The sequence below is a fragment of the Streptomyces sp. NPDC093065 genome, assembly GCF_044754585.1.
Classification (GTDB): domain Bacteria; phylum Actinomycetota; class Actinomycetes; order Streptomycetales; family Streptomycetaceae; genus Streptomyces.
Genome location: NZ_JBIVPJ010000024.1, coordinates 1 through 24,141, shown reverse-complemented (window position 1 = coordinate 24,141; position 24,141 = coordinate 1). Strand labels below are relative to the sequence as shown.

24 protein-coding genes are annotated in these 24,141 nt (G+C 71.5%); 14 read left to right on the top strand and 10 right to left on the bottom strand.

The window, feature by feature from the left end:
- Positions 1-272: 272 nt before the first annotated feature.
- On the top strand, positions 273-977 hold the full coding sequence (gene fabG / locus ACIQFU_RS31820; protein ID WP_402556164.1) for a 3-oxoacyl-[acyl-carrier-protein] reductase: 705 nt from the start codon (positions 273-275) through the stop codon (positions 975-977).
- A gap of 5 nt (positions 978-982) precedes the next feature.
- The gene (gene fabI / locus ACIQFU_RS31815) at positions 983-1,750 is read left to right on the top strand and encodes an enoyl-ACP reductase FabI (protein WP_402556162.1); all 768 of its coding nucleotides are present in this window, start codon (positions 983-985) and stop codon (positions 1,748-1,750) included.
- An 85-nt stretch (positions 1,751-1,835) separates the two neighbouring features.
- Here fabI and ACIQFU_RS31810 read toward each other — a convergent pair whose 3' ends face one another.
- Positions 1,836-2,528 (bottom strand): FadR/GntR family transcriptional regulator, encoded by a 693-nt coding sequence (locus tag ACIQFU_RS31810; RefSeq protein WP_402556160.1) that lies wholly within the window; start codon positions 2,526-2,528, stop codon positions 1,836-1,838.
- 58 nt (positions 2,529-2,586) lie between these two features.
- On the opposite strand from ACIQFU_RS31810, the gene ACIQFU_RS31805 reads away from it, so the two are divergent.
- From ACIQFU_RS31805 to ACIQFU_RS31790, 4 genes are all read left to right on the top strand, one after another.
- Positions 2,587-3,960, top strand: coding sequence for a CynX/NimT family MFS transporter (locus ACIQFU_RS31805; RefSeq protein WP_402556158.1), 1,374 nt, complete (start codon positions 2,587-2,589; stop codon positions 3,958-3,960).
- Between the two features lie 165 nt (positions 3,961-4,125).
- Positions 4,126-4,242 (top strand): SGM_5486 family transporter-associated protein, encoded by a 117-nt coding sequence (locus tag ACIQFU_RS31800; protein WP_037836969.1) that lies wholly within the window; start codon positions 4,126-4,128, stop codon positions 4,240-4,242.
- 179 nt (positions 4,243-4,421) lie between these two features.
- Positions 4,422-4,628, top strand: coding sequence for a hypothetical protein (locus ACIQFU_RS31795; RefSeq protein WP_402556156.1), 207 nt, complete (start codon positions 4,422-4,424; stop codon positions 4,626-4,628).
- Between the two features lie 92 nt (positions 4,629-4,720).
- Positions 4,721-5,239, top strand: coding sequence for a SixA phosphatase family protein (locus tag ACIQFU_RS31790; protein WP_402556155.1), 519 nt, complete (start codon positions 4,721-4,723; stop codon positions 5,237-5,239).
- A gap of 92 nt (positions 5,240-5,331) precedes the next feature.
- On the opposite strand, the gene serB is transcribed toward ACIQFU_RS31790, so the two are convergent.
- Together serB and ACIQFU_RS31780 are read right to left on the bottom strand one after the other, a co-directional pair.
- Positions 5,332-6,576 carry a phosphoserine phosphatase SerB gene (serB, locus tag ACIQFU_RS31785; protein ID WP_402556153.1) on the bottom strand — a complete coding sequence of 415 codons (1,245 nt, stop codon included), beginning with the start codon at positions 6,574-6,576 and terminating at the stop codon, positions 5,332-5,334.
- 485 nt (positions 6,577-7,061) lie between these two features.
- Positions 7,062-8,960 (bottom strand): streptophobe family protein, encoded by a 1,899-nt coding sequence (locus ACIQFU_RS31780; RefSeq protein ID WP_402556151.1) that lies wholly within the window; start codon positions 8,958-8,960, stop codon positions 7,062-7,064.
- 240 nt (positions 8,961-9,200) lie between these two features.
- On the opposite strand from ACIQFU_RS31780, the gene ACIQFU_RS31775 reads away from it, so the two are divergent.
- Positions 9,201-11,813 carry an FHA domain-containing protein gene (locus tag ACIQFU_RS31775; RefSeq protein WP_402556150.1) on the top strand — a complete coding sequence of 871 codons (2,613 nt, stop codon included), beginning with the start codon at positions 9,201-9,203 and terminating at the stop codon, positions 11,811-11,813.
- Between the two features lie 124 nt (positions 11,814-11,937).
- Here the strand turns inward: ACIQFU_RS31775 and ACIQFU_RS31770 are convergent, their stop codons facing one another.
- The 3 genes from ACIQFU_RS31770 to ACIQFU_RS31760 all read right to left on the bottom strand — a co-directional run bounded on the left by ACIQFU_RS31770 (position 11,938) and on the right by ACIQFU_RS31760 (position 14,806).
- The gene (locus ACIQFU_RS31770; RefSeq protein WP_402556148.1) at positions 11,938-12,657 is read right to left on the bottom strand and encodes a transglycosylase SLT domain-containing protein; all 720 of its coding nucleotides are present in this window, start codon (positions 12,655-12,657) and stop codon (positions 11,938-11,940) included.
- 353 nt (positions 12,658-13,010) lie between these two features.
- Entirely contained in the window at positions 13,011-14,111 is a 1,101-nt protein-coding gene (locus ACIQFU_RS31765; protein ID WP_402556147.1) for an S-adenosylmethionine:tRNA ribosyltransferase-isomerase, read from the bottom strand.
- Positions 14,111-14,806 (bottom strand): SDR family NAD(P)-dependent oxidoreductase, encoded by a 696-nt coding sequence (locus tag ACIQFU_RS31760; RefSeq protein WP_402556145.1) that lies wholly within the window; start codon positions 14,804-14,806, stop codon positions 14,111-14,113. The genes ACIQFU_RS31765 and ACIQFU_RS31760 overlap by 1 nt, the downstream gene beginning before the upstream one ends.
- 217 nt (positions 14,807-15,023) lie before the next feature.
- Here ACIQFU_RS31760 and ACIQFU_RS31755 point away from each other — a divergent pair, with 217 nt between their 5' ends.
- The 3 genes from ACIQFU_RS31755 (at position 15,024) to chpE (ending at position 17,207) form a co-directional block, all read left to right on the top strand.
- The gene (locus ACIQFU_RS31755) at positions 15,024-16,169 is read left to right on the top strand and encodes a GAF domain-containing sensor histidine kinase (protein WP_402556144.1); all 1,146 of its coding nucleotides are present in this window, start codon (positions 15,024-15,026) and stop codon (positions 16,167-16,169) included.
- Positions 16,162-16,803 (top strand): response regulator, encoded by a 642-nt coding sequence (locus ACIQFU_RS31750; RefSeq protein WP_402556143.1) that lies wholly within the window; start codon positions 16,162-16,164, stop codon positions 16,801-16,803. Before ACIQFU_RS31755 ends, ACIQFU_RS31750 begins: the two co-directional genes overlap by 8 nt.
- Positions 16,804-16,958: 155 nt before the next feature.
- Positions 16,959-17,207, top strand: coding sequence for a chaplin ChpE (chpE, locus tag ACIQFU_RS31745; RefSeq protein ID WP_402556142.1), 249 nt, complete (start codon positions 16,959-16,961; stop codon positions 17,205-17,207).
- 175 nt (positions 17,208-17,382) lie between these two features.
- On the opposite strand, the gene ACIQFU_RS31740 is transcribed toward chpE, so the two are convergent.
- The gene (locus ACIQFU_RS31740; RefSeq protein ID WP_402556141.1) at positions 17,383-18,168 is read right to left on the bottom strand and encodes a hypothetical protein; all 786 of its coding nucleotides are present in this window, start codon (positions 18,166-18,168) and stop codon (positions 17,383-17,385) included.
- A 153-nt stretch (positions 18,169-18,321) separates the two neighbouring features.
- On the opposite strand from ACIQFU_RS31740, the gene ACIQFU_RS31735 reads away from it, so the two are divergent.
- The 3 genes from ACIQFU_RS31735 (at position 18,322) to ACIQFU_RS31725 (ending at position 20,783) form a co-directional block, all read left to right on the top strand.
- On the top strand, positions 18,322-19,119 hold the full coding sequence (locus ACIQFU_RS31735) for an ABC transporter ATP-binding protein (protein WP_402556139.1): 798 nt from the start codon (positions 18,322-18,324) through the stop codon (positions 19,117-19,119).
- 54 nt (positions 19,120-19,173) lie between these two features.
- Positions 19,174-19,605, top strand: coding sequence for an NfeD family protein (locus tag ACIQFU_RS31730; protein ID WP_402556137.1), 432 nt, complete (start codon positions 19,174-19,176; stop codon positions 19,603-19,605).
- Between the two features lie 224 nt (positions 19,606-19,829).
- Positions 19,830-20,783: an SPFH domain-containing protein gene (locus ACIQFU_RS31725; RefSeq protein ID WP_191888582.1), complete on the top strand. Its 954-nt coding sequence runs from the start codon at positions 19,830-19,832 to the stop codon at positions 20,781-20,783.
- A 113-nt stretch (positions 20,784-20,896) separates the two neighbouring features.
- Here ACIQFU_RS31725 and ACIQFU_RS31720 read toward each other — a convergent pair whose 3' ends face one another.
- The 3 genes from ACIQFU_RS31720 to ACIQFU_RS31710 all read right to left on the bottom strand — a co-directional run bounded on the left by ACIQFU_RS31720 (position 20,897) and on the right by ACIQFU_RS31710 (position 22,946).
- Positions 20,897-21,403: an HNH endonuclease gene (locus ACIQFU_RS31720; RefSeq protein ID WP_402556136.1), complete on the bottom strand. Its 507-nt coding sequence runs from the start codon at positions 21,401-21,403 to the stop codon at positions 20,897-20,899.
- 156 nt (positions 21,404-21,559) lie between these two features.
- On the bottom strand, positions 21,560-22,099 hold the full coding sequence (locus ACIQFU_RS31715) for a YbhB/YbcL family Raf kinase inhibitor-like protein (protein ID WP_402556135.1): 540 nt from the start codon (positions 22,097-22,099) through the stop codon (positions 21,560-21,562).
- A gap of 64 nt (positions 22,100-22,163) precedes the next feature.
- On the bottom strand, positions 22,164-22,946 hold the full coding sequence (locus ACIQFU_RS31710) for a sporulation protein (protein WP_402556133.1): 783 nt from the start codon (positions 22,944-22,946) through the stop codon (positions 22,164-22,166).
- 144 nt (positions 22,947-23,090) lie between these two features.
- Between ACIQFU_RS31710 and ACIQFU_RS31705 the strand changes: the two genes are divergently transcribed.
- Positions 23,091-23,732, top strand: a complete 642-nt coding sequence (locus tag ACIQFU_RS31705; protein WP_402556132.1) for a DNA-3-methyladenine glycosylase — start codon at positions 23,091-23,093, stop codon at positions 23,730-23,732.
- Positions 23,733-24,141 lie beyond the last annotated feature (409 nt).

Below are 24,141 nucleotides of genomic sequence, written 5' to 3'. Positions count from 1 at the left end.
CGTCTCTTTCTGTCGACGTGACCGGTCGTCTGCCGCGACACCGGGGGCTGCGCCGCATCATGTCGCGTCGGCGGTCCGTCGACCACACCTTTCCGGCCGCGCCCGGTACCGGTTCTGTAGGGACCCGACAGACAGCCCCGTAAGCCACTGTGGGTGCCCGAGTCTCTGACGTGGACCGGGGACCGATAGATTTTCGAGGAAGCCGCCTGCCGTCGCCGCCCGCCGTACGGGTGTCCGGACGGGTGGACGAACGATAGGGAAAGGGTGATCCGTTGAGCCGCTCGGTTCTCGTCACCGGAGGAAACCGGGGCATCGGCCTCGCCATCGCCCGCGCTTTCGCCGACGCCGGCGACAAGGTCGCGATCACGTACCGCTCGGGCGAGCCCCCGGAGGGGTTCCTGGCCGTCAAGTGCGACATCACCGACAGTGAGCAGGTGGAGCAGGCCTACAAGGAGATCGAGGAAACCCACGGTCCCGTCGAGGTCCTGATCGCCAACGCCGGCGTCACCAAGGACCAGCTCCTGATGCGCATGTCGGAGGAGGACTTCACCTCCGTCGTCGAGACCAACCTCACCGGCACCTTCCGCGTCGTCAAGCGTGCCAACCGCGCGATGCTGCGCGCCAAGAAGGGCCGCGTCGTCCTCATCTCGTCGGTGGTCGGGCTCCTCGGCTCCGCGGGGCAGGCGAACTACGCCGCCTCCAAGGCCGGCCTGGTCGGCTTCGCGCGCTCCCTCGCCCGTGAGCTGGGGTCGCGCAACATCACTTTCAACGTCGTCGCGCCCGGCTTCGTGGACACCGACATGACCAAGGTGCTCACCGACGAGCAGCGGGCGAACATCGTGTCGCAGGTGCCGATGGGGCGGTACGCGCGCCCGGAGGAGATCGCCGCGACGGTGCGGTTCCTCGCCTCGGACGACGCTTCGTACATCACTGGAGCCGTCATTCCCGTTGACGGCGGACTGGGAATGGGTCACTGATCACCATGAGCGGAATTCTCGAGGGCAAGCGCGTCCTGATCACCGGTGTGCTGATGGAGTCCTCCATCGCCTTCCACACCGCGAAGCTGGCCCAGGAGCAGGGTGCCGAGATCATCCTGACCGCCTTCCCGAGGCCCACGCTGACCGAGCGCATCGCCAGGAAGCTGCCCAAGCCCACCAAGGTCATCGAGCTGGACGTCACCAACGACGAGCACCTCGCCCGGCTCGCCGACGTCGTGGGCGAGGAGCTGGGCGGGCTCGACGGCGTCGTCCACTCCATCGGCTTCGCGCCGCAGGACGCGCTCGGCGGCAACTTCCTGAACACGCCGTTCGAGTCGGTCGCCACCGCCATGCACGTCTCGGCGTACTCCCTGAAGTCGCTGACCATGGCCTGCCTGCCGCTGATGCAGAACGGCGGTTCCGTCGTCGGCCTCACCTTCGACGCGCAGTACGCCTGGCCGCAGTACGACTGGATGGGCCCGGCCAAGGCCGCGCTGGAGGCCACCAGCCGCTACATGGCGCGTGACCTCGGCAAGCAGAACATCCGCTGCAACCTGGTCGCGGCGGGCCCGATCGGTTCCATGGCCGCCAAGTCCATCCCGGGCTTCAGTGAACTGGCCTCCGTGTGGGACACCCGTTCCCCGCTGGAGTGGGACCTGAAGGACCCGGAGCCGGCCGGCCGCGGCATCGTCGCGCTGCTCAGCGACTGGTTCCCGAAGACCACGGGCGAGATCGTCCACGTCGACGGCGGTCTGCACGCCATCGGCGCCTGACCCGGACACCTCGCCGAGGGCCCGCGTCCCGTACGGGGTGCGGGCCCTCGGCGTTGCGCCGGGCGCGTCACCGGGGCGGCGCTGGTCAGTCCTCCGAGGGCGGGCCGAACAGCCCCGGACGGCACACGAACGGGTAGGCGGCGGCCTCCTCGGCCGCCGTCGCAGCGTCGCCCGCGCGGATCGCGTCCACCAGCCGGGCGTGGTCCATGTGCATCGCCGGGGACATGCCCTCGCCCACGTCGCCGCGCAGCCAGTCCCGCAGCACCTCGCTCAGGTCCGCGTACATCGCGGTCATCACGTCGTTGTGCGAGGCGGCCACGACCGCCAGGTGGAATGTGGCGTCCGCCGCCACGAACGCCTCCGACTCACCCGACTCCCAGGCCTCCTCCCGGCGCAGCAGCAGGCCGTCGATCTGCTTGAGGTCCTTCTCCGTGCGCCGCTCGGCGGCCAGGCGTGCGGCGGCCGACTCCAGCGTGGAACGAAGCTCGGCGATGTGCCGGGGTTCGGCGTCGGCGAAGCGGCGCTGCATGACGCCGGCCAGTTCGCTGGTGGCCACGACGTACGTGCCCGAGCCCTGGCGGATGTCCAGCAGCCCGTTGTGCGCGAGCGCGCGTACCGCCTCACGGACCGTGTTGCGCGCGACGCCGAGCTGCTCGACCAGTTCCGGCTCCGTGGGGATGCGGGAGCCGACCGGCCACTCGCCCGAGGCGATCTGCTGCCGCAGTGCCGCGATGACCTGTTCGGACAGTGCCGAACGACGGGGATGACTCAGTGGCATGGCTCACCTTCGCACACGACTCCGCACACGACTGGACCATCAATCATCCCATGATTCTATGATGGGTCTCATGGCTAGTGACGAAACCCGGACGGAAACCCGGACGGAGCCCCCGAGGGAGACCGGCGCGGAGGCGCCCGCCGAGACGCGTACCCACGCGCGCGTGGACGACGGTGTGCGCGAGACATCCGGCGAGGCGCCCGCCACGCGCGCGTGGACCACGTGGACGACCCGGCTCCTCGTCCTCGGCATCGTCCTGGCCGCGGTGAACCTGCGCCCCGCCATCACCAGCCTCGGCGCGCTCCTGGAAGAGGTCCGCGACGGGCTCGGCATGAGCGGCAGCATCGCCGGACTGCTCACCTCGGTGCCTCCGCTCTGCTTCGCCGTCTTCGGGGTCACCGCGCCCCGGCTGGCCCGCCGCTTCGGGCCCGGCGCGGTGGTCTGCGCCGGCATGGCCGCCATCACCGCCGGCCTGCTGATACGCCCGTACGCCGGCGGCACGGGCGGCTTCCTGGCCGCCACCGCCCTGGCGCTCATGGGCATCGCCGTCAGCAACGTCCTGATGCCGGTCATCGTCAAGCGCTACTTCCCCGACCGCGTCGGTTCCATGACCGGCCTGTACTCGATGGCCCTGGCCTTCGGCACCTCCATCGCCGCCGCGGCGACGGTGCCCGTGACGAACGCGCTGGGCGGTCACTGGCAGTCCGGTCTCGCGGTCTGGGCCGTGCTGCCGGCGCTGGCGGTCGTGCCGTGGATCCCCTTCGTACGCAACCGCGAGGCGCCTGCCTCCACCGTGCCTGCGTCCACCGTGCCGACGCCCACCGCGCCGGCCAGGGAACAGGCCCCGCTGCGGATCACCCGCAGCCGTACGGCCTGGGCGCTCGCCGTCTTCTTCGGGCTCCAGGCCACCGCCGCCTACATCACGATGGGCTGGATGGCGCAGATCTTCCGTGACTCGGGCGTCTCCGCCGGCACCGCCGGGCTGCTGCTCGCCGTCATCATGGTGATGGGGGTGCCGCTCGCCTTCGTCATCCCGCGCGTGGCGACCAGGCTGCCCCACCAGGGCCCGATCGTGGCCGTCCTGGGCGTGTGCGGGCTCGCCGGATACGCCGGTCTGTACTTCGCCCCCGTCGGCGGCGCCTGGGCCTGGGCCCTGCTGCTCGGCGTCTCCAACTGCGCCTTCCCGCTCGCGCTGACCATGGTCGGCATGCGGGCCAGGACGGGCGCGGGCGTCGCGCAGCTGTCCGCCTTCGCGCAGAGCACCGGCTACCTGATCTCCATTCCGGGTCCGCTCCTGGTGGGCGTGCTCTACCAGCACAGCGGCGGCTGGGGGCTGCCGATCGCCCTGATGAGCGCGCTGATGGTGCCGCAGATCGTGGTGGGCGTCCTGGCGGGACGCGACCGCACGGTGGAGGACGAGGCGGCGCGCTGAACCCCGGCGGGCGGCGTGTCGGTCCTGGTGGGCGCCGCGCCGGCCCCGGCGGGCGGTGGGCCGGCCCCGGTGGCCCGCTCGCCGGTCCGGCCGGTCCGGCCGGTCCGCCCATCCAGCCGGTGGGCCGCCGGGAGCGGTTCGTGCCGGGGATGCGAGACTTGCCGTATGCCAGTCCTCGATCCGAATCCCCAGCACGGCCAGAAGAAGATGCTGATCGTCTTCGGCTCCTTCCTCGCGATCTTCGTGATCATCGGCGTCATCGCGACGATCGCCTCGCCGTGACGCCGCTCCCGCCGGCCGGATGGTGGGGTTAACCCCCCACCCCCTAGGGGGCGAGGGTCAGGGTCGAGTGGGTGGACCTCCGGATGGGCCGGGCCCCGCGGATTCCGTAACTTCGAGATGTGCCCGCGACAGGCGGGCCGCGGAGCACGGACCACGCCCGAAGACCAGCGGAGGCACTCATGTCGGCCCCTACCCACACCCGGCCTCCCCAGGCGACCCGGGGCGGCGTTGACATCCGGCTGCCCTGGTGGGCCCTGGCCCTGCCCGTGCTCGCCTTCGTCGCGCTGCTCCTGCTCATCCTCAATCCCGCCGACGCCCACGCCGCCGCGGAGCAGCCCGCGATAGCCCACCTGCTGGAGCGGGTGGAGCAGCTGACCGCGCGCTGAGCGCCGACCGCGTTCTCCCACCCGCGTCCAGCCGCGAATCCGCATGTCAACTCCCAGAGCCCCGTGGCCTGTTTCGTGCGAAGCTGGATGCCATGAGCGTCGCAGAACCCCGCAGGATTGTTCTCTTCCGGCATGCGAAAGCCGACTGGCCACAGGTGAGCGACCACGAGCGGCCGCTCGCCGACCGGGGCCGCATGGACGCCGCGGAGGCCGGACGTCGGCTGGCGGACACCGGTATGCCCTTCGACCAGGCCCTGTGCTCCACCTCGGTCCGGACCAGGGAGACCTGGAAGCTCGCCGTCCAGGAGTTCCCGCACCGGCCGAAAACCGTCTACGAGGAGCGGATCTACGAGGCCTCGCCCGGCGAGCTGATCGCCGTGCTCAACGAGACCCCCGACGACCTGCGGAACGTGCTGGTGATCGGCCACAACCCGGGCATGGAGGCACTGACCGAGATCCTGGCCGGCTCGGCCGAGGACGAGGCCCGTCAGCGGATCAACCGCCGGGGCTTCCCGACCGCCGCCTTCGCCGTCCTGACCTTCACGGGCTCCTGGAAGGACGTGGAGCCCGGCAAGGCCGCCCTGGTCGACTACTGGGCACCGACCGACTGACCGCACCCGCGTCACGGGCCCGGTGTCCGCGTGGTCCGGGCCCTCGTACGGCCGGGCGCCCGCCCGTTCCTCCGCTCGCCCCCTGCGCCGGGTCAGACCCGCGCGGGGGGCGGAGCGAGGCCCTCGCCGAGGCCCTCGTCCACTGTGTCCGCGGCCTCGACCTCCTCGCGGGTGATGCCCAGCAGATACAGCACCGTGTCCAGGAAGGGCACGTTCACCGCCGTGTGCGCCGCCTCGCGCACCACCGGCTTGGCGTTGAAGGCGACGCCGAGCCCGGCCGCGTTCAGCATGTCCAGGTCGTTGGCGCCGTCGCCGATCGCCACGGTCTGGGACAGCGGCACCCCCGCCTCGGCGGCGAACCGGCGCAGCAGCCGCGCCTTGCCCGCCCGGTCCACGATCTCCCCGGTGACCCGGCCGGTCAGCCTGCCGTCGACGATCTCCAGCGTGTTGGCCTGGGCGAAGTCGAGCCCCAGCCGCTCCTTCAAGGCGTCGGTGACCTGTGTGAAGCCGCCGGAGACGACGCCCACCTGGTAGCCGAGCCGCTTCAGGGTTCGGATCAGGGTGCGCGCGCCCGGCGTCAGCCGCACTTCGGCGCGCACCTTCTCCACCACCGACGCGTCCAGCCCCGCCAGCAGGGCCACGCGCGCGTGCAGCGACTGCTCGAAGTCCAGCTCCCCGCGCATCGCGGCCGCCGTCACCTCGGCGACCTTGTCCTCGCACCCGGCGTGCGCGGCGAACAGCTCGATGACCTCGTCCTGGATCAGCGTGGAGTCCACGTCCATCACGACCAGGCGCTGTGCCCGCCGGTGCAGCCCCGCCGCGACGACCGCGATGTCCACGCCCAGCGCCGCGGCCTCGGTGGCCAGTGCGGTGCGCAGCGGTTCGGTCTCCACACCGGACACCGCGAACTCGACGGCCGTCACCGGGTACTTGGCCAGCCGGAAAACACGGTCGATGTTGCTGCCCGACTCGGTGATCCGGGCTGCTATGGCGGCGGTCGCCTCCGCGGTGAGCGGGTGCCCCAGCACCGTGACCAGGGAGCGGCCGAGGCCGCGCGGCCGGTTGTCGCCGATACCGGAGATGATCTCCGCCTGCAGCTTCAGCGACTCCGCCCAGCTGTGGACGGTCGCCCGGAGGTCGCCCTCCAGGCCACGGGGCGGCTCGGTCACGAGCGCGCACAGCACGATCCGGCCACGGGTGACGACCTGCTCGATGTCGACGACATCGACGGAGTAGGCGGCGAGGGTGTCGAACAGGCCGGCCGTGATGCCCGGCCGGTCCTTGCCGAAGATCTTGACGAGAAGCGTGGGAACGTCAGAGGTCTGCGTAGCGCTCATGGTGTTCCCACCGTATCCGGCACCCGGTGCCGCCCGCCTCCGAGGTCCGCCTGACGGACAGCCGGTGCGGGGGAGGTGCGGGGTCGGTGTGCGGGGGCCGCACTGACGGGTGGTGGGCGGGTGTGTGGGCGCCGTCGAGTGGGCGGGGTGGCCGTTCCGCCGGTGGTCGTTGTCTCACGGGTCCGATCGGAGCCCGCCGTCTGGTCTCGCCGTGCGCCCAGGTGGTGCGGCGTCCGCGTGTCCGCCCCTGGTGCCGCTCGCCTCCGGGGGTCGTCCGGCGGGCAGCCGGTGCGAGGCGGAGGCGGAGGCGGTGTGCGGGCCGCGGTGACGGGTGACGGGCGCTCGGATGCGCGGGCGCCGTCCCGCTCGGGGGCGTACGCCGTGGGAGACATGGTGTCTCTGCGCGCCCGCGCGGGGCGACGTCGGCGTGCGGGCTGCGGGCGCGCGGCAGGGACCTGCTCCGCGGGGAGGGGAGGGGCAGCCCTTCACTGCCCCTCCCCGGGGCGCCGCGGCGACCCCGGCGGCGTGGGCGGAGGAGGCGGAGGGCACTCGCCCCAGGGTCGGGACGTGGGCCGTTCCTCCGGTCGCGCCGGCCGGGGCGGGCGTCGTGGCGTTCCCGGCGGCGGTCCGGCGATCGTGGGGGCGCCGTACACGTCCTCGTCGGCCGGCGGATCCGGCCCGTCGTCCGCCCGGCCCGCCTCGTCGCCGTACTGAGCAGAGCGGCCGCCCCGGCGGCCCGTGCCGTCCCCGTCCTGCCACGCCGGGCCCGCTTGCCCCGGGCCACCGGGCGCCGCGTCGCCCGGCCGTGCGTCTTCGGGCTCTCCCGCTCCTCGCGCCGGGCCCGCCCCCGCCCCCTCCCGCGCCCGCAGGTACGGATTGGTACCCGGGTCGGGCGGCCGGTGCGGCGTACCCGGCCGGTACGGTCCCGAAGGCGGCCCCGTGTACACCGCGCCGCCCGCACCGACGCCCTCCGTCACCGCCCCGGCACTCCGTGCCACGCCCGTCGCCCGCGTCCCGGCCGCCCCGCTCACCCGCGCCAGCAGCGCCCCGGCGGCCCCCGCCCCCGTGCCCCACCCGGCGCCCAGCAGCAGGGCCGCCCCGAGATGTCCGCGCAGGTCGACGCCCGCGCCGAAGGCGTCGATGCCGAGCACCGACAGGGAAGCGTCCACGGACACCTCCGTGAGCCAGGACAGCAGCGCCAGCATCAGCGCGGTGGCGGCGCCCAGCCGCAGCGCACAGTGCCCTGGCAGGGACCGTACGTCGCCGGGCCCCACCGGCGTCCGTACCGCCGTCAGCACCCCGGCCAGCAGCATCATCAACGCCGCGGCCACTCCCAGCAGCCACGCCCGCCCGTCCAGCTCCGCGAGCCGCGCCAGCGTGACCGGGTGCTCGGCGCCGGAGCCGAGCAGGTCGTCCAGGGGCGCCGGGAGCACCCCGGCCAGTGCACCGGTGGCCTGTCCGTCCCACGGCACGAACAGGCCGAGCGGGACGCCGAGCCAGACCCCGTTCGGCGCGCCCAGGAGGGCGGCCCCCGCGATCCGCCGGGGATGGTCGTCGCCGATCGCCGCCCAGGCCGCCGCCGCGAGACCGGCCACCACCGCCGTCAGCGCCACCGTGACCAGGGCGGACACGGCCGGCCGCACCACCCGGTGCACGGCCTCCCACCCCCGCGGCAGCGGAGTGCGGCGCGAGGCCGACAACGCGATCAGCAGCACCCCGGCGGAGAAGACCAGACCGCCCAGCAACGTCGGCGCGGTGTCGACCGTGAAGCCGACCGCGGCCCGGGCGCCGACGAGGTCACTGATCCGGCCGGGCAGCAGGCCGCCGATGTCGCCGCCCACGTCACCGAGCCCCGGAATCTCCAGCCCACCGCCGCCGGTGCCGTCGCCGGGCAGGCCGTCGAGTCCGAGCGAGGAGCCGTCGATCGTGATGACGTCGTGACCCGCCCACGCCAGCCCGCCCGTCATCGCCACGAACAGGGCGATCACCGAGCCCCCGCGCGCGAGGAGTTCGGCGGGCGCGACGACGACGCCCGCCGCACGCAGGGACCGCAGGAAGAAGAACGACAGGAACAGCGCACCGACCAGGCTCACTCCCAGTGGCGTGATCTCGATGGCCGTGTGCGTCTGAGCCCCTTTCAGTCCGAACGCGGACACATCACCGGCCGGTGTGACCGAACCACCCGCCCCCAGAGCCACGACCGCCGCGGTCATCGGCCCCAGCGAGCCCACCGCGTCCGCCCCCAGCAGCCGCAGGCCGAGCGCCGCCGCTCCCGCCATCCCGATCAACGCCCAGCTCACGGAGGCGATCGCGGACAGCAGTACGTCGCCCCACGGCACACGGGTGCCGTGGCCCTCGGTCCCGACGCTCGTGGACGCGCTCATGGCAGACCCCCCGATCCGCTGCGCGGCCGGCTTGCCGCGCATGTCCCCCTCGCGTGGAATACCACTCTCCGGGCAGGTTTCAACCCCGTCAACGGGAACGGCCGACGGGTGCCTACGCAGTTTTCACAAGGCCCGACTTTCGGTCAGGGGGGCGAGCCTGAAATAGTTCCCCCCGATGTTCGACATCCCTAGACTCCCCGCGACGGGAGCACATCGGGGGACAACTCAGTGGGGCATGGAGTGCCGGAACTCGTACTGGAATCCAATGGACGGACCTGGACGCTCGATCCGTCCCGGTCATATGCGCTAGGACGCGATCCGCAGGGGGAGCTTGTCTTCGACGACGCCAGGGTCTCCTGGCGGCATGCCACGATCAGTTTCAACGGCCGCAGTTGGGTGGTCGAGGATCACGGCAGCACCAACGGCACGTTCGTGCACGGCCAGCGGGTCCAGCAGATGGAGCTCGGCGCCGGCACGGTGCTGAACCTGGGCAACGCGACCGACGGGCCGCGCGTCAGCCTGACCGGTGCGCAGGCCCCGGCCGGCGCGCCGCAGGCCCAGCCGCAACAACAGCCGCAGCAGCAGCCGTACGCCGCGCAGGGCGCGAACGCGGGCTGGGCCCAGCAGGCGCCGCCCGCGCAGCAGCCGCTCCAGCAGCAGGCGCCGCCCCAGCAGGCCCCGCAGCACGGGCAGCCGCATCAGGGCCAGCAGGCCGGCTGGCAGCAGCAACAGCCACCGCAGCAGGCCGCGCAGCAGCCGCAGCAGGCCGCTCCGCACTTCCCCCAGCAGCAGGGACCAGGCGGCGCGGCGGGGGCGCCACCGGTCTACGGGGACCGCAGCCCGACCACGTTCCACCAGTTCTCGCTCGGCCGCGTGATGCGCATCGGCCGTGCCCTGGAGAACGACCTGGTCGTCTCCGACCTGCAGGTCTCCCGCAACCACGCGGAGTTCCACGCCACGCCCGACGGGCGCATGGAGATCCGCGACCTCGGCTCGCACAACGGCACGTACGTCAACGGCCAGCCGATCCCCAAGGGCGGCACCCAGCTGCTCGGCCCGACCGACATCGTCGGTGTCGGCCACTCGACGTTCCAGATCGTCGGCGACCGGCTCGAGGAGTTCGTCGACACCGGTGAGGTCTCCTTCTCCGCCCGGCACCTGACCGTCACGGTCGACGGCGGCAAGCAGATCCTCAAGGACGTCTCCTTCGGCGTACCCGAGAAGTCGCTGATCGCGGTCATCGGCCCGTCGGGATCCGGCAAGTCGACCCTGCTCAAGGCGCTCACCGGCTACCGGCCCGCCGACCAGGGCGAGGTCCTCTACGACAACCGGAACCTGTACAAGCAGTTCGCCGAGCTGCGTCAGCGCATCGGTCTGGTCCCGCAGGACGACATCCTGCACAAGGAGCTGACCGTCAAGAAGGCGCTCAAGTACGCGGCGAAGCTCCGCTTCCCGGCCGACACCACGGCCGCCGAGCGCGACGCCCGCATAGACGAGGTGCTGCGCGAGCTGAAGCTGGACATCCACAAGGACAAGAAGGTCACGTCCCTGTCCGGCGGCCAGCGCAAGCGCGTCTCCGTCGCCCTGGAGCTGCTCACCAAGCCGTCGCTGATCTTCCTGGACGAGCCGACGTCCGGTCTCGACCCGGGCATGGACCGCGACGTCATGCAGCTGCTGCGCGGTCTCGCCGACGACGGCCGCACCGTCCTCGTCGTCACCCACTCGGTGGCCGAGCTGGCGACCTGCGACAAGCTGCTGGTGATGGCGCCGGGCGGTTCCGTGGCCTACTTCGGCCCGCCCGAGGAGGCGCTGAACTTCTTCGGCTACGACACCTGGGCCGACGTCTTCTCCGCCTTCGAGAACTACCGCGACTACGACTGGGCGGGCCGCTGGAAGGGCTCGCAGCACTACCAGATGTACGCCGCGGACCTCGACGCGGTCGCGCCGCAGTCCGTACAGGTGCCGCCGATGCAGGCGATGAAGCCGCCGAAGCCGCAGGGCTGGATGTCGCAGTTCGTCACCCTGGTGCGGCGCTACGTGTCGGTGATCGCCTCCGACAAGGGCTTCCTGGCCCTGATGGTGATCCTGCCGGCCGTGCTGGGCGCGGTGAGCCTGCTCATCGACGCGGACAAGGGCCTGCTGCCCAACCCCGCCAACCCGCAGACCGGCCGGATCATCCCCAACGGCACCGCCACCACGGTCCTGCTGATCCTCGCGGTCGGCGCGTGCTTCGCCGGCGCCGCGAACTCGGTCCGTGAGCTCATCAAGGAACGGGTGATCTACGAGCGGGAACGCGCGACCGGCCTGTCCCGGTCCGCGTACCTGATGTCCAAGGTCTTCGTGCTCGGCCTGATCACGGTGTTCCAGGGCCTGCTGGTCGGTGTGATCGGCTTCGCCACCCGCGAGATCCCCGACGAGGGACTGATCCTGGGCGGCGCGACGCTCGTCGAGCTGTCCCTGCCGATCATGGCGCTGGGCTTCACCTCGATGATGTTCGGCCTGATCATCTCGTCACTGGTGAAGACCGCCGAGAAGACCATGCCGCTGCTGGTCATGTTCGCGATCATCCAGGTCGTCTTCACCGGCTGTCTCTTCGCCCTGAACGAGGCGGTCGGCGTCAACCAGTTCTCGTACCTGATGCCCTCGCGCTGGGCGGTCGCCGCGGCCGGTGCCACGCTGGACTTCAACAAGATCAGCCCGCCCGAGAAGGGCGCCGAGGCCGACCCGCTGTGGGAGCACACCGTGGGCGCCTGGGGCCTGGACATGGCCGCGCTGATCGTCCTCGGCGTGATCTGCGGCTTCTTCGTCGCCCGGTTCCTGCGCCGGCACGAGCCCGAGGTCATGCGCAAGTAGGCCGAGGCCCTGCGGGCGGGAAGACCCGCCCGCACGCCCCGAAGGGCGGCACCCCGTCAGGAGGGTGCCGCCCTTCGGCGTACGGTGCGGCGTCGGCGACGTCGAGAAGAGGTCCGCGCCGACCTCAGTACGCGCTGTCGACGTTGTCCATGGTGCCGTACTTGTCCGCGGCGTAGTTGCACGCGGCGACGATGTTGGCGACCGGGTCGTAGATGTTCTTCGAGGTGCCGGCCACGTGGTAGGCCTTGAACGTCGGCGGGATGACCTGGAGCAGGCCCTTCGACGGGATGCCGTTGATGGCGTTGATGTCCCAGTCGTTGATGGCCTTCGGGTTGCCGGAGGACTCCCGCATGATGTTGCGGTGGATGCCCTCGTAGGTACCGGGGATGTTGTGCTTCTTCATGATGGCCCGGGCCTCGCGGATCCAGCCGTCGAGGTTGTTCGGGTAGGACTTCGGCGCGGCCTTCTTGACCTCGGTGCGCTTGGCGGAGCGGCTGGTGGACTCCTTCGCCTCACGCTTGGCGGCGGCCTTCTCGGCGGCGGCCTTCTTCTCGGCGGTCGACTTCTTGGCGGCCGCCTCCTTCTTGGCCTCGATGGCGGCGACCTTCTGGCTGGCGCCGGCGAGCTGGCCGGTGACACCGGCGTGCACGTCCTGGATCTGCTTGGTGCTGTACGCCACCTTGGCCGTCGGAGCGGCCTCGCTCGTGGTCGTCGTCTGGCCGCTGGCCGGGACGGCGGTGAGGGCGACGGCGGCGGCGCCGAGCGCGCCGACACCGGCGATGGCGGCCTTCTGCGTGCGGTTCAGGGAACGACTGCGACCACGGGAAAGGATGTTCTTGAGCATGGCGGGATAGACCTCTTCGAATAGCGCGGAGGTCGCTCTCGTCCGGTGGGGACAGTTGGTGCTTCCGGCACAAACGCCGCGGGGGAGAACCCACGGCGCTGAGCGACGAGAGCAATTCTTAGCGACCGCAAAATCCGGAGGCAAAGGTGTGACGTACGATCCGGGATAGTGGATCAGGGAACGACAAAGCGGGGCAGATTGGACCATCTGCCCCGCTCAAAACGGACGAGTCGTTCTCCTACTCCCCTTCGTACGTGACGTGCGCCCTATGCGCGGGCTCACATCGACCCCCCGCCGTTCTCACTGTTGGTTGCTGAAGCAATGCGATGTGTGAGTGGTTCGGCGACGCTCTCCTACGGCAGGAGGAGATGGACGTCCCCGAACTCGTGCCACAGGTAGCGCCCCCGCACCGCCGCCTCGTACCCGCGGTTGATCGCCGCCCGCCCCGCCACCGCCTCCAGCATCAGCAGATGCGAGGCCTCCGGCTCGTGCAGCCCCGTCAGCAGCCCCTCCACCACCCGCACCCCGCGCTCCGGAGTCACCACCAGATCGGTCCACCCGGCCCGCGCCCGTACGACCCCGTCGGCACCGGCCGCCGACTCCACCGCCCGTACGGCCGTCGTCCCCACCGCCACCACCCGCCCGTCACCGGCGCGCACGGCGTTGATCAGCCGCGCCGACGCCTCCGGCACCGCGAAGCGCTCCGGATACGGCGGCTCGTGCGACTCCGCCGACGCCACCCCCGTGTGCAGCGTCACCGGCGCGAACTGCACCCCACGGCTCACCAGCTCCGCCACCAGCCGCGCCGTGAAGGGCCGTGCCGCGCTCGGCATCTCCGCACTGCCCGTCCCGTTCCCGTACGGCAGCGCGAACACCGTCTGGTAGACGGACAGCGGCTGGTCCCGCTCCGTGTAGGAGTAACGAATGGGCCGCCCGTGCTCGCGCAGCAGCGCGGGCACCTCCGCCCGCGACACCCGCGCCCACCACAAGCGCTCCCCGCGTGCGCTCAGCGGCTCCTCCAGCACCAGCCGCGCACCACCCGGCAGCCGCACCTTCGTCCCCGCCGCACCACCGCACCCGCGCCCCTCCACTACGTCCGCACGCGCGCGCGTAGCGCCCGACACGTCCGCACGCGCGCGCGTGGTGCCCCTTCCGTCCGGTTCCCGCAGCTCCACCGCCCACCGGCCGTCGTCCCCGCGCGTGGAGAAGTGCACCACCACGCGCGCGTGCCCGACCCGGCCGTCCACGGCTGCGGCCAGCGTGGGAGACGTGTTGACCACCAGCAGATCACCGGCCCGCAGCAGCCCCGGCAGCTCCCCGAACACGTGGTGCGACACCTCGGTGCCGCGCGACACCAGCAGCCGGACACCGTCCCGGTCCAGGCCCGGCCCCCGCTGCTCCACCGGCACCCGGGCCGACAACTCCTCCGGCACCCGCACGACCGACGCCGGCATCACCGCGCCTCCAGCAACGCCGGGGCACCGTAGCGCCCGCTCGCCGGCCGCTCGTCCAGCAGCCGCAGCAGCGCCGGCACGACACTCGCCGGGTCCGGCCGCAGGCCGTCGTCGTCCGGCACCGCCGCGGCGTACAGGTCCGTGGCCATGTCCCCCGGATCCACCGCCCACACCCGCAGCCCCGGCTCCTCGGCGCCCAGCACCGCCGCCAGCTGGTCCAGGGCCGCCTTGGACGCCCCGTAGCCGCCCCACGTCTCGTACGCCTCGGCGGCCGCGTCCGAGCTGACCGTCACCATCGCGCCCGCGGGAGCCGCCCGCAGTGCCGGCAGTGCCTCCCGCACCAGGCCGAGCGCGGCCACGACGTTCACCTCCAGGGCCCGCCGCAGCCCGTCCAGAGGCAGCCCCTCCAACCGCACCAGCGGCTCCGCGCCCAGCGCGCTCGCGTTGCTGACCAGCAGATCCACGCCGCCCAGCTGCCGGGCCTCCGTGACCAGCGCCGTACGGTGCCAGGAGTCGGTGACGTCGCCGGGCAACGCCGTCACGCGCGTGCCGTACGCCTCCAGCGCCGTCGCCGTCTCCTTGAGCGGCTCGGGGTTCCTGGCGTCCAGCACCAGGTCCCACCCCCGTGCCGCAAGGGCCTCGGCGAGCGCCCGGCCCAGTCCCTTGGACGCTCCCGTGATGATCGCAACCGGCATGACACACGTCCCCTTCGTCGTCCCCGCCGTCCGTCCGGACGGCGTGATCTCAACGTAGGAACCCGGCCCCACCGGTCACCTCGGGCACCGGTCCCGACCGGGGAGGGCCCTTCGCCCTAGGCCCGACGGGCAGGACCCCGGACCTAGGCCCACCGCCCTAGGCGACGCCCGTCACCGGGCCGATCCCGCCCCCACCCCCCGCGGGTACCGTGAGGACATGAGTCACGGCCCCCGGTCCGGCCTCACCGCGGTGAGCTCCGCGCTGCTGGCCATGAGCAGGCACCTCGAGGTGCGCGACGTCCTCAAGACGATCGTCGCCTCGGCCCGCGAGCTGCTCGACGCGCAGTACGCCGCCCTCGGCGTCCCCGACGACCACGGCGGCTTCGCCCAGTTCGTGGTCGACGGCGTCAGCGACGAGCAGTGGAAGGCCATCGGCCCCCTGCCGCGCCAGCACGGCATCCTCGCCGCGATGCTCCACGAGGCCACCCCCGAGCGACTCGCCGACGTCCGCACGGACCCCCGCTTCGGCGGCTGGCCCTCCGCCCACCCCGACCTGGTCGACTTCCTGGGCCTGCCGATCCGCGACGGCGACGAGGTGCTCGGGGCGCTGTTCCTGGCCAACAAGAACTGCCCGAAGCCCGCGGGCGGCTGCGGCTTCACGCAGGACGACGAGGAACTGCTCGGCATCCTCGCCCAGCACGCCGCGATCGCCCTCACCAACGCGCGCCTGTACGAGCGCAGCCGCGAGCTGACCATCGCCGAGGAGCGCTCCCGCCTCGCCCACGAACTGCACGACGCGGTCAGCCAGAAGCTGTTCTCGCTGCGCCTGACCGCCCAGGCCGCCACCGCCCTGGTCGACCGCGACCCCGCGCGCGCCAAGGGCGAGCTGCACCAGGTCGCCACCCTGGCCGCCGAAGCCGCCGACGAACTGCGCGCCGCCGTCGTCGAGCTGCGCCCCGCCGCCCTGGAGGAGGACGGCCTCGTCGCCACCCTGCGCACCCAGATCCAGGTCCTCGACCGCGCTCACGCCGCCCGCGTCACCTTCACCGGCCACGGAGTCAAGGCCCTGCCGGCCGCCCAGGAGGAGGCGATGCTGCGCGTGGCACAGGAGGCACTGCACAACGCCCTGCGCCACTCCGGGGCGGAACACGTCGACGTGACCCTGCACCGGCGGGGCACCGGAACCGTCCTGCGGATCACCGACGACGGAAGCGGCTTCGACCCGCGCACGGTCCGCCGCGCCGGACGCCACCTCGGCCTGGTCTCGATGCGCGACCGGACGAACGGCACAGGCGGCCGGCTGACCGTGCGGTCCGCGCCCGGCGAGGGCACCACGATCGAGATGGAGGTTCCCGGTGGCTGAGGCAATCAAGGTGCTGCTCGTCGACGACCACCAGGTGGTCCGCCGGGGACTGCGCACCTTCCTGGAGGTGCAGGACGACATCGAGGTGGTCGGCGAGGCCGCGGACGGCGCCGAGGGCGTCGACCGCGCCCAGGAGCTGAAGCCCGACGTGATCCTCATGGACGTCAAGATGCCGGGCATGGACGGCGTCGACGCGCTGCGCAGGCTCCGCGAGCTGGACAACCACGCGCGCGTGCTCGTCGTCACCAGCTTCACCGAGCAGCGCACCGTGGTCCCGGCCCTGCGCGCGGGCGCGGCCGGGTACGTCTACAAGGACGTCGACCCGGACGCGCTGGCCGGCGCCATCCGCTCCGTCCACGCCGGGCACATCCTGCTCCAGCCCGAGGTCGCGGGCGCCCTGCTGAGCCAGGAGGAGAGCAGCTCCGGGCCGGGCAGAGCGGGTTCCCTCACGGACCGGGAGCGCGAGGTGCTCGGGCTGATCGCGGACGGCCGCTCCAACCGGGAGATCGCCCGCGCGCTGGTGCTCTCCGAGAAGACCGTGAAGACCCACGTCTCGAACATCCTGATGAAACTCGACCTCGCGGACCGCACCCAGGCCGCCCTGTGGGCCGTACGCCATGGTGTGACGGGCTGACCCGGTACGCGGCACCGCGGCGGAGGGTTCCCCTCCGGTCGGAGATTCATACCGTCGTGGGAATGTCCCCCATATGGCGCATCCTTCGAGGGGCCCGGCCGTTCTCCAGTGCGCACCGCGGCGACTGCCCCGGTGATCGCAAGGAGGGCTTGTAAGTGAAGAACCTGAAGAAGGCAGCGGCCGTGACGATGGTGGCCGGCGGGCTGATCGCCGCCGGTGCGGGCATGGCCTCCGCCACCGACGGGGGCTCCCACGCCCACGGCAAGGCCGTCGGCTCCCCGGGCGTCGCCTCCGGCAACCTGGTCCAGGCGCCGGTCCACATCCCGGTCAACGCCGTCGGCAACAGCGTCAACGTCATCGGCGTCCTGAACCCGGCCTTCGGCAACCTGGGCATCAACCACTGACACAGGCCGCCTCCCATGCCGTCCCAGCGACAGGCAGTCGTATGCGCCCCCAGCAGCGGGCAGTCGTGCCGCTGGGGCGGCACGGGTGGGCGCTGCGGCACCTCGTCAGCGCCGAGCAGCGCACTCCGGCCCCACGCCCGCACTCACGCCGGGCGCCCGCCGAGACACGGCGCCGTCACCGCCCCGGCTCCACCACAACGGAGTTGTACGCCGCGACCTGCGCCCGCCGAGCCACCCGCTCCACCGGCCTGAGCGCCTCCCCCCGCGCCGCCATCTCCGACGCGCTCACCGCACCCCCGTGCCCGTTCTCGGACGCCAGCGACACCAGCATCCCCACCCGCTGCGCCAACTCCAGCACCCGCACCGCCCGCGGCGGATACCCCGGCGCCAGCACCTCCCGCCCGGAGGACCGCTCCGCCCGGGCCCGGTACGCCGAGACCGCCGCCTCCGCCACCGGCCCCGACCCGGCGACGTCCAGCCGCGTCAGCACCTCCGTCGCGTCCCGCAGCGCCTCCGCCAGCTCCCGCTCCGCCTCCCCGAGCGAGGGCACGTCCGCAGGCGGCGCCTCCCGCACCGGCAGACAGTGCCACACCACCTCGACGTGCACGTCGCCCTCGGGCCCCGCCTCGTACACCTCCGGCACCAGCCCCAGCGCCGCCCCCTCACAGATCACCGCCTCCTCGGCGTCCAACGCCCGCGCGTTGAACTCCGGCGGCCCGCTGAGCCCCAGCGGATGCCCCGGCGCGGGCAGCGCGACCCGCAGCCCACTCGCCCCGAGCGCCCGCAGCCGCCCCAGCGCCAGCGTGAGACCGACCGGGGCGTCCTCACCCGGCAGGCCCTCCACCCGGTGGACCGCGTCCTCGCCCACGATCGCGACCGCGGCGTCGTCCGGCGAGACCATGTGGGCAATCAGGGCATTTCCCCAGGCGGCAAGGCGCCCTGCGCGTGGTTCCGAGAGCATGCCCCCACCCTAAGGACCGGACCGATGGAACGGTGAGCCCGACCGGTGGCGTAGATTTCCTGGAGGGGCCTGCGCCCACCGGCGCCGCGGCCCGAGTCACAGGTGTACGCGACAGCCGAGACCGGCCACAATGCAAGGGGAGACAACGCGCTCATGAGCGATGTTCTGGAGCTTCAGGACGTATCCGTGGTCCGCGAGGGCCGGGCTCTGGTGGACCAGGTCTCCTGGTCGGTCAAGGAGGGCGAGCGCTGGGTCATCCTCGGCCCCAACGGCGCCGGCAAGACCACCCTCCTCAATGTCGCGTCCAGCTACCTCTACCCCAGCAGCGGCACCGCCACCATCCTCGGCGAGACGCTCGGCAAGCCCGGCACCGACGTCTTCGAGCTGCGCCCGCGCATCGGCGTGGCCGGCATCGCCATGGCCGACAAGCTTCCCAAGCGCCAGACCGTCCTGCAGACCGTCCTGACCGCCGCGTACGGCATGACCGCCGGCTGGCAGGAGGAGTACGAGGACATCGACGAGCAGCGCGCCCGCGCCTTCCTCGACCGCCTCGGCATGACCGAGTACCTGGAGCGCAGGTTCGGCACCCTCTCCGAGGGAGAGCGCAAGCGCACCCTGATCGCCCGCGCCCTGATGACCGACCCCGAACTGCTCCTGCTCGACGAGCCGGCCGCCGGCCTCGACCTCGGCGGCCGCGAGGACCTCGTCCGCCGCCTCGGTCGACTGGCCCGCGACCCCATCGCCCCCTCCATGATCATGGTCACCCACCACGTCGAGGAGATCGCCCCAGGCTTCACCCACGTCCTGATGATCCGTCAGGGCAAGGTGCTGGCCGCCGGGCCGCTGGAGCTCGAACTCACCTCCCGCAACCTGTCCCTCTGCTTCGGGCTCCCGCTCGTCGTCGAGCAGGCCGGGGACCGCTGGACCGCGAAGGGGCTCCCGCTGTCCTGACCCGCCCCGCGTGCGCCCTGTCCCTGACATCCCCAACGGACCTACCATGACAGCGTGAACGACATCGACGCATGGGTGTGGTGGCTCGTCGCCGCGGCAGCGCTCGGAATCCCGCTCGTCGTGACCGCGATGCCGGAGTTCGGGATGTTCGCCGTCGGCGCCGTAGCCGCCGCCGTCGCCTCCGGGCTGGGCGCGGACCTGGTCGTCCAGGTCATCGTCTTCGTCATCGTCTCGGTCGCCCTCATCGCGGTCGTACGGCCCGTCGCCGCCCGACACCGTGCCCAACAGCCCCAAATGGCCTCAGGTGTGGACGCGCTGAAAGGCAGACAGGCCGTCGTCACGGAGCGGGTCGACGGCTCCGGCGGCCGGATCAAACTCGCGGGGGAGATCTGGTCGGCACGCGCCCTGGACACCGGACGCGCCTTCGAGCCCGGTGAGGAAGTGGACGTCGTGGAGATCGACGGAGCCACGGCCGTCATCATGTGACCCGCCCTGCCGCAAGTGGCCCGAACGACCCCCGAGTCGTGCGACCGTCTGTCAGACTCGACCAGCAAGATCCTCAACAGCCGTAGGATCAGCAGTAGTCAGGGCCAGACAGTTCAACAGGTTCTGCGTCAACAGGATCTGCGCAACAAGACCTGCTCAACGAGATCTGGTCGTCAATAGGATCTGCCGGAGCGCCGAGGCGGAGAAGGGGACGGACACCCACGATGGAACCGGTCATCATCGTCCTGATCATCCTGGTGGTGTTGGTCTTCATCGCCCTGATCAAGACCATCCAGGTCATTCCACAGGCCAGTGCCGCCATCGTCGAGCGCTTCGGCCGCTACACGCGGACCCTCAACGCGGGCCTCAACATCGTGGTCCCGTTCATCGACACCATCCGCAACCGCATCGACCTGCGCGAACAGGTCGTCCCCTTCCCGCCGCAGCCGGTCATCACCCAGGACAACCTGGTCGTCAACATCGACACCGTCATCTACTACCAGGTGACCGACGCCCGCGCCGCGACCTACGAGGTCGCCAGCTACATCCAGGCCATCGAGCAACTCACGGTCACGACGCTCCGCAACATCATCGGCGGCATGGACCTGGAGCGGACCCTGACCTCCCGCGAGGAGATCAACGCGGCCCTGCGCGGCGTCCTCGACGAGGCCACCGGCAAGTGGGGCATCCGCGTCAACCGCGTCGAGCTCAAGGCCATCGAACCGCCCACCTCCATCCAGGACTCGATGGAGAAGCAGATGCGCGCCGACCGGGACAAGCGCGCCGCGATCCTCCAGGCCGAAGGTGTCCGCCAGTCCGAGATCCTGCGCGCCGAAGGTGAGAAGCAGTCCCAGATCCTGCGCGCCGAAGGTGAGGCCAAGGCCGCGGCCCTGCGCGCCGAGGGCGAGGCCCAGGCCGTCCGCACCGTCTTCGAGGCCATCCACGCCGGCGACCCGGACCAGAAGCTGCTCTCCTACCAGTACCTCCAGATGCTCCCGAAGATCGCCGAGGGCGACGCCAACAAGCTCTGGATCGTCCCCAGCGAAATCGGCGACGCCCTCAAGGGCCTCTCGGGCGCCATGGGCAACATCGGCGGCCTGGGCGGCGGTTCGGGCAGCGGCAACGGCGGCGCAAGCGTCCCCGCCCAGGAACGCCGGGAGAAGCCGTCGATCGACTGACGGTTCTTGTGAACGCCGGGCGGTGTCACGCCCCCAGGGGCGCGGGGAACTGCGCGACCAGCCACGGACAGCCCGCGCCCGGCGTCAGAACCCCAGCCCCGACGGCGCAGCCGTCACGCCGCGTCCAACACCAACCACTCCGGCAGCGCAGCGAAGTCGTCCCGGGCCAGCGCCAGCAACATCGCATCGGCCGGAGTCGGCTCGAACGGCTCCCGAAGCAACGGCATCCCCGCCTGCTCCGGCGTCCGGTTCGCCTTGCGGTGATTGTCCTGCGCACACGAGGCCACCGTGTTCAGCCACGTGTCCTGACCGCCGTGCGACCGCGGCACCACGTGGTCGACGGTCGTCGCCCGCCGCCCGCAGTACGCGCACCGGTGCCGGTCCCTGACCAGCACCCCCCGCCTCGACCACGGCGCACGTCTTCGGAACGGCACCCGTACGTACTGGCACAGCCTGATCACCCGCGGCGCGGGTATGTCGAGCGCGGCTCCGCGCATCCGCAGCGAGGGGTGGGCCCGTTCGACGACGGCCTTGTCCTGGAGCACCAGAACGACGGCTCGATTCAACGTCACCGTCGACAACGGCTCGAAGCTAGCGTTCAGCACCAGCGTGTCCCGCATACCAGCCCACCTCCCGTGCGCACCGGCCCACCCCCTGGCGGGCTGGGATCAACTCTGGCCGGGCACGCCGAGATGGACAACGCAATATAAAGATGCCCGCCCCTGATCCATTCCAAGACCAGGGGCGGGCAAACGTTCCATGAACGCTCGGCTGGGTCAGCTGTCCGCGGGCACCTCGTACTCGCCGATCAGCTGGGCGCGCGCGATCGTGTGGAAGCGCAGGTTGAAGCCGACGAAGGCGGGGGTGCCGTCCGCGTCCGGACCGAGCTTCTCCTGGTCCACTGCGTACACCGTGAACACATACCGGTGCGGGCCGTCCCCGGCCGGCGGCGCGGCACCGCCGAACTCCTTGCCGCCGTAGTCGTTGCGCGCCTGTACGGCGCCCGCGGGCAGCCCCTCGAACGCGCCGCTGCCCGCACCCGCCGGCAGCTCGGTCACCGAGGCCGGGATGTCGAACACCACCCAGTGCCAGAACCCGCTGCCCGTCGGGGCGTCCGGGTCGTAGCAGGTCACGGCGAAGCTCTTGGTGTCGGCGGGGAAGCCCTCCCACCGCAGATGCGGAGAGGTGTTCCCGGCCGCGTAGACCTGAGCGTCCTTGAGCGTCCCGCCTTCCCGCACGTCCTCACTCGTCACGGTGAACGACGGCACGGGCGGGTGGAAGTCATGGGGGAGCGGACGCCGCTTCAGCTCGGTCACCTCGGTACCTCCTGATGTTCTGGTGCAGAGGCGACCGAGCCTACGGGCTTCACCGCCGGATCCGTCAGAACCAGTTGCGCTTGCTGCCGACCTCCGACAGCCACTGGTTGAGGTACGCCGTCCAGTCGGTGCCCTGGTAGTCGTTCAGCCCCACCTTGAAGGAACGGAACGTGTCGCTGCCCTCGCTGAACAGCCCGGGCTTCTTGTCCATCTCCAGCACGACGTCCATCGCCTGCGCGTCGGCCACGAAGCTCAGCTCGACCTGGTTCAGCCCGCGGTACTGCTGAGGCGGGAAGAACTCGATCTCCTGGTAGAAGGGGAGCTGCTGCCGCGTGCCCCGGATGTGGCCGCGCTCCATGTCCGCGCTCTTGAAGCGGAAGCCCAGCTGGATGAACGCGTCCAGGATCGCCTTCTGCGCCGGCAGCGGGTGCACGTTGATCGGGTCCAGGTCGCCGGAGTCCACGGCGCGCGCGATCTCCAGCTCCGTGGTGACACCGATGTGCATCCCGCGCAGCGACTGCCCGTCGATCGTGGTGATCGGCGTCTCCCACGGAATCTCGAGCCCGAACGGCACCGCGTGCACCGCACCGGCCTTCAGCTGGAAGGCACCGCCGAGCCGAACCTTGGTGAACTCGATGTCCTGCTTGTACTCCTGGTCGCCGCTCTCCACCTCGACCTTGGCCTGGAGTCCGACCGACAGCCCCTCGATCTCCTGGTCGACGGACCCTCCCTGGATCCGCACCTCGCCCTGGACGACACCCCCCGGTACGACGTTGACCTCATGCAGCTCGGTCTCGACCGAGGCCCCGCCGGCCCCCAGGCTCGCGAGCAGCTTCTTGAACGCCATGTCTCTCCCTCTCCAGGCTTACGTGTGGATCCTCGATCCATACAAACGCGATCCGGTCGTGACCGGTTCCGCGCCCACACCCGGCAAGGCGGCCGCTCCCTGGCCGCCCCGCGCACGGCCCCGGCTGCGTTACGCTCGGACGGCATGATCGCGAGCCCCGACCGTACGCCCCTGCCCAGGCATTTCTTCGACCGCCCCATTCTCGAGGTGGCCCCCGACCTCCTGGGCCGGATCCTGGTGCGCAGCACCCCCGACGGTCCGATCGCCCTCCGTCTGACGGAGGTGGAGGCCTACGACGGTCAGAACGACCCCGGCTCCCACGCCTACCGCGGTCGCACCCCCCGCAACGACGTGATGTTCGGTCCCCCCGGGCACGTGTACGTCTACTTCACCTACGGCATGTGGTTCTGCATGAACCTGGTGTGCGGCCCCGAGGGCAGGGCGAGCGCGGTCCTGCTCCGGGCCGGCGAGATCATCGAGGGCGCCGAACTGGCCCGGACCCGTCGACTCTCCGCCCGCAACGACAAGGAACTGGCCAAAGGCCCGGCCCGCCTCGCCACCGCCCTGGGCGTGGACCGCGCGCTGAACGGCACGGACGCGTGCGCCTCCGAGGAGACCCCGCTGCGCATCCTGACGGGTGCCCCCGTACCCGGTGACCAGGTACGCAACGGACCCCGGACCGGCGTGGCCGGCGAAGGCGGCGTGCACCCCTGGCGCTACTGGGTCGCCGACGACCCGACGGTCAGCCCGTATCGGGCGCATGTCCCGAGGAAGCGCCGAAGTTGACTCACCTTTGGGAGACGCGTAAGGTAGCCCGAGCCGCTTGACCCGGGTACGGCAATCGCCTGCAGCCGGAAGCGGCCAACCCACTACCTACGACTTCCCTCAGCGGGAGCGATTTCGGCATGTCCGCATGCCTGAATTCGGACTCGCGGGACGCGATTATGAGTCCAAGGAAGAATCGGCTAACGTAGTGAATGTCGAAAGGCCGAGGGGCGAAGGCCCGAAGCCGACGACAAATCCCACCGACAGGGAATCGGATCGGAAAGATCTGATAGAGTCGGAAAAGCAAGACAGCAAGACCGAAGGGAAGCGCCCGGAGGAAAGCCCGAGAGGGTGAGTACGAAGGAAGCGTCCGTTCCTTGAGAACTCAACAGCGTGCCAAAAGTCAACGCCAGATATGTTGATACCCCGA

Coding starts and splice junctions, on each gene's coding strand:
- fabI (WP_402556162.1), top strand. CDS start 983: ATGAGCGGAATTCTCGAGGGCAAGCGCGTCCTGATCACCGGTGTGCTG.
- ACIQFU_RS31810 (WP_402556160.1), bottom strand. CDS start 2,528: ATGCCACTGAGTCATCCCCGTCGTTCGGCACTGTCCGAACAGGTCATC.
- ACIQFU_RS31805 (WP_402556158.1), top strand. CDS start 2,587: ATGATGGGTCTCATGGCTAGTGACGAAACCCGGACGGAAACCCGGACG.
- ACIQFU_RS31800 (WP_037836969.1), top strand. CDS start 4,126: ATGCCAGTCCTCGATCCGAATCCCCAGCACGGCCAGAAGAAGATGCTG.
- ACIQFU_RS31795 (WP_402556156.1), top strand. CDS start 4,422: ATGTCGGCCCCTACCCACACCCGGCCTCCCCAGGCGACCCGGGGCGGC.
- ACIQFU_RS31790 (WP_402556155.1), top strand. CDS start 4,721: ATGAGCGTCGCAGAACCCCGCAGGATTGTTCTCTTCCGGCATGCGAAA.
- serB (WP_402556153.1), bottom strand. CDS start 6,576: ATGAGCGCTACGCAGACCTCTGACGTTCCCACGCTTCTCGTCAAGATC.
- ACIQFU_RS31780 (WP_402556151.1), bottom strand. CDS start 8,960: ATGAGCGCGTCCACGAGCGTCGGGACCGAGGGCCACGGCACCCGTGTG.
- ACIQFU_RS31770 (WP_402556148.1), bottom strand. CDS start 12,657: ATGCTCAAGAACATCCTTTCCCGTGGTCGCAGTCGTTCCCTGAACCGC.
- ACIQFU_RS31765 (WP_402556147.1), bottom strand. CDS start 14,111: ATGCCGGCGTCGGTCGTGCGGGTGCCGGAGGAGTTGTCGGCCCGGGTG.
- ACIQFU_RS31760 (WP_402556145.1), bottom strand. CDS start 14,806: ATGCCGGTTGCGATCATCACGGGAGCGTCCAAGGGACTGGGCCGGGCG.
- ACIQFU_RS31755 (WP_402556144.1), top strand. CDS start 15,024: ATGAGTCACGGCCCCCGGTCCGGCCTCACCGCGGTGAGCTCCGCGCTG.
- ACIQFU_RS31740 (WP_402556141.1), bottom strand. CDS start 18,168: ATGCTCTCGGAACCACGCGCAGGGCGCCTTGCCGCCTGGGGAAATGCC.
- ACIQFU_RS31735 (WP_402556139.1), top strand. CDS start 18,322: ATGAGCGATGTTCTGGAGCTTCAGGACGTATCCGTGGTCCGCGAGGGC.
- ACIQFU_RS31725 (WP_191888582.1), top strand. CDS start 19,830: ATGGAACCGGTCATCATCGTCCTGATCATCCTGGTGGTGTTGGTCTTC.
- ACIQFU_RS31720 (WP_402556136.1), bottom strand. CDS start 21,403: ATGCGGGACACGCTGGTGCTGAACGCTAGCTTCGAGCCGTTGTCGACG.
- ACIQFU_RS31710 (WP_402556133.1), bottom strand. CDS start 22,946: ATGGCGTTCAAGAAGCTGCTCGCGAGCCTGGGGGCCGGCGGGGCCTCG.
- ACIQFU_RS31705 (WP_402556132.1), top strand. CDS start 23,091: ATGATCGCGAGCCCCGACCGTACGCCCCTGCCCAGGCATTTCTTCGAC.